Source organism: Mycobacterium sp. TH-M116 (assembly GCF_057473685.1).
Map to the genome: position 1 here is coordinate 1 of NZ_JBYCLC010000051.1, position 2452 is coordinate 2452.

Below are 2452 nucleotides of genomic sequence, written 5' to 3' on the forward strand. Positions count from 1 at the left end.
TCGGGCTTGCCGATCCCGTCGAATGGATCGCGTTGGATCTCTGCGATCAGGCGGGTGATCCGCCGGGCGGTCTTGCGGTCCGAGGCCAGCCAGAAGAAGAAGAAGTCCTGCCAGGCATCGGGGTCGAAGTGGATGCTCCTCACTCCTGGCCGCCGGCCATCTCTCGCAGCTCGTCGACGGATTTGGCGACGGCGGACTGCCCGGCTTTGTCGGGCTGGGTACGGCGGGAAATCTGACCAGCGACGCTCATCTGGGCGCTTTGGCGATCGAACACTGCGCCGAGCTGTGCTCCACCGATGTCGACTTCAGTCGGTTCTCAGGCGTGCGATGGATCGATCCGCTGCAGAGGTAAAATAACGCCCGCCGGATGGTAAACAGCCGGATTACTACGCAGCCCAAAGGGACTCGCATCGGTTGCCGCGGCCACGATCGCCTGTTTCTCGTCGGCGTGCACCGATGCGAGGCTTCGGTGTCGACTCTTCGCATCGAGCGGGGGGTATCCGCTACAGTTCGATAATGCCGCCAACTACCGGCACACTCGTTGGATACGCCCGCTGCTCGACGGACTCGCAGGACCTTACCGCGCAACGGCAACAACTTCGCGAACTCGGCGTCGCTGAGGACCGGATCCACCTCGACCACGGACTCACCGGCACGAACCGAGCACGGCCAGGCTTGGATCAGGCTCTCGCCGCAGTGCGCAAAGGTGACACCCTGGTGGCGCCGAAGCTGGACCGGCTCGCCCGCTCCGTCCCCGATGCCCGCGCCATCGGCGACGATCTCGCCAAGCGCGGCATCACGTTGTCGCTCGGCGGGCAGCTGTATGACCCGGTCGACCCGCTGGGCAAGACGTTCTTCAACATCCTGGCCACCTTCGCCGAATTCGAGGCCGACCTGCTCCGGCTCCGCACCCGCGAAGGCATGGCCGTAGCACGTGCCAAGGGCCGGCTCAAGGGCCGCCAACCCAAACTATCGACCACGCAACAGGCCGAGCTGCGACGTATGCACGACACCGGCAACTACACCATCACCGACCTCGCCGAGTTGTTCGCCATCTCCCGGCCAACTGTCTACCGAACCGTCCAGCACGGCAAAGACGAGGAGAGTGTCAGGTGACCGCGGAATCAGCGTTTGGCCGAGACCCCGACGACCCCACACAAATCCTGGCCCTATTACCGGACCGCTGGCACCAACAATTCCTCGCTGAATACCGGGCCGGACTCGACGCTGCCCGCGAAGTCGGGCAGTGGCACCTGCTGCGAGCCCTGCTGCACCGCTGGCGGCTCCGCGCCACCGCCTACTGCGACCCCGGTTTCGAGGCCGCCGCACAGACCGCCCGCGACCCTCGCCCCGAAGACCTCGTTCCGCTACCCGGGTGGGACGACAAACAGTGAGCTACCGGCCGATGCTCATCGGACGCGCACAGAACCAGTTCGCCGACCTCATCGACCACCCCAACGCCTACGACACGCTCATGGAACGGATCATCCGGCTAGTCGACGCTCCGTGGGATGCCTGGCCCGTCTACCCCGACGACCAGCCGGACTACCGGGAAACCCAGTTCGGCGAAAACGGACTCCTGTCCTTCCGGGTCGATGACGACGCCGAACTCCTGATCATCTTCAACATCCTCTGGACCGGATAACCCCCACCCATCACGAGCGCCCAAGCGTCGGGGCGCGCCGCGCGCAACGCGTATCCACTTTGCACTTCCGGTCGGCTTCGGGAGTTCAGGGCATTGGAAACAGCCGCCGCCTGGCGTCGCTCGCGCTGATGCTCAGGCCCATCTCCGTTCGCCGTTGCCGTATTCGACGTTCGTGACTTCAGTGGCGGCCGCACGTTGAGCCCGTCCACTCTTTGGCGATTTCGTCGCGGCTGTGGCAGATCTGGACGCGGCGGTAACCATGGGTCGGCGCGAGGCGCGAGATCGACTCGGGACCTGGTTATGACCGTGGAGTACAACTCGTCTCTGGTGCCCACGCGATGTTTTCCCGCGGCATGAACCCACACGCTCCACATTGCTTGGCGTACAGCAGGTCTCGTGAGATCCGATGTGTACGGATGCTGGCGTTGCGGTGCCGGCATCCGAATCAGTCGGGTAAGGCCTCAGTGTCAGGGATGACTGCTGCGAACAGGTCCGCCATTCCAGCAAGGCTGGCCGCCTGCATGTCGGCGGCAGGCACCGCTTTGTTGGACCACGGCAGCGAGCGGGTGGCGGTTGCTCCGGCAATGACTGTTGGGGCGTAGCCGAGATTGAATGCTCCGCGCGCCGTGGAATTGACGCACATGTGGGTCATGAACCCGACCAACACCACATTTTTTCTCCCAGCGCTTTGAGCCGCGCATCAAGGCCGGTCTCGACGAACGAGTTCGGGTAGCGCTTGATCACCGTGGGCTCGCCGGGGCGGGGAGCGACCCGGTCGACGATCGCCCCACTTTCGCCTTCGATGTC

Annotated in this window: 4 protein-coding genes and 1 pseudogene; 3 read left to right on the forward strand and 2 right to left on the reverse strand. The window is 64.5% G+C overall.

The window, feature by feature from the left end; all coding sequences use genetic code 11:
- Positions 1-143 (reverse strand): type II toxin-antitoxin system YoeB family toxin (locus AC2VOK_RS02275; RefSeq protein WP_428899036.1); only part of this gene is annotated, 143 nt, incomplete at its 3' end.
- 373 nt (positions 144-516) lie between these two features.
- Here AC2VOK_RS02275 and AC2VOK_RS02280 point away from each other — a divergent pair.
- Genes AC2VOK_RS02280 through AC2VOK_RS02290 form a run of 3 tightly spaced genes read left to right on the forward strand, consistent with a single transcriptional unit; the run spans position 517 to position 1645 of the window.
- Positions 517-1116: a recombinase family protein gene (locus tag AC2VOK_RS02280; protein WP_428899033.1), complete on the forward strand. Its 600-nt coding sequence runs from the start codon at positions 517-519 to the stop codon at positions 1114-1116.
- Positions 1113-1394: a DUF6247 family protein gene (locus tag AC2VOK_RS02285; RefSeq protein WP_428899034.1), complete on the forward strand. Its 282-nt coding sequence runs from the start codon at positions 1113-1115 to the stop codon at positions 1392-1394. The genes AC2VOK_RS02280 and AC2VOK_RS02285 overlap by 4 nt, the downstream gene beginning before the upstream one ends.
- A complete protein-coding gene (locus tag AC2VOK_RS02290) occupies positions 1391-1645 on the forward strand; it encodes a hypothetical protein (RefSeq protein WP_428899035.1) in 255 nt (84 codons plus the stop codon). The genes AC2VOK_RS02285 and AC2VOK_RS02290 overlap by 4 nt, the downstream gene beginning before the upstream one ends.
- Before the next feature lie 445 nt (positions 1646-2090).
- On the opposite strand, the pseudogene AC2VOK_RS02295 reads toward AC2VOK_RS02290, so the two are convergent.
- A pseudogene (locus tag AC2VOK_RS02295) lies at positions 2091-2452 on the reverse strand (isochorismatase family protein); the annotation flags it as partial.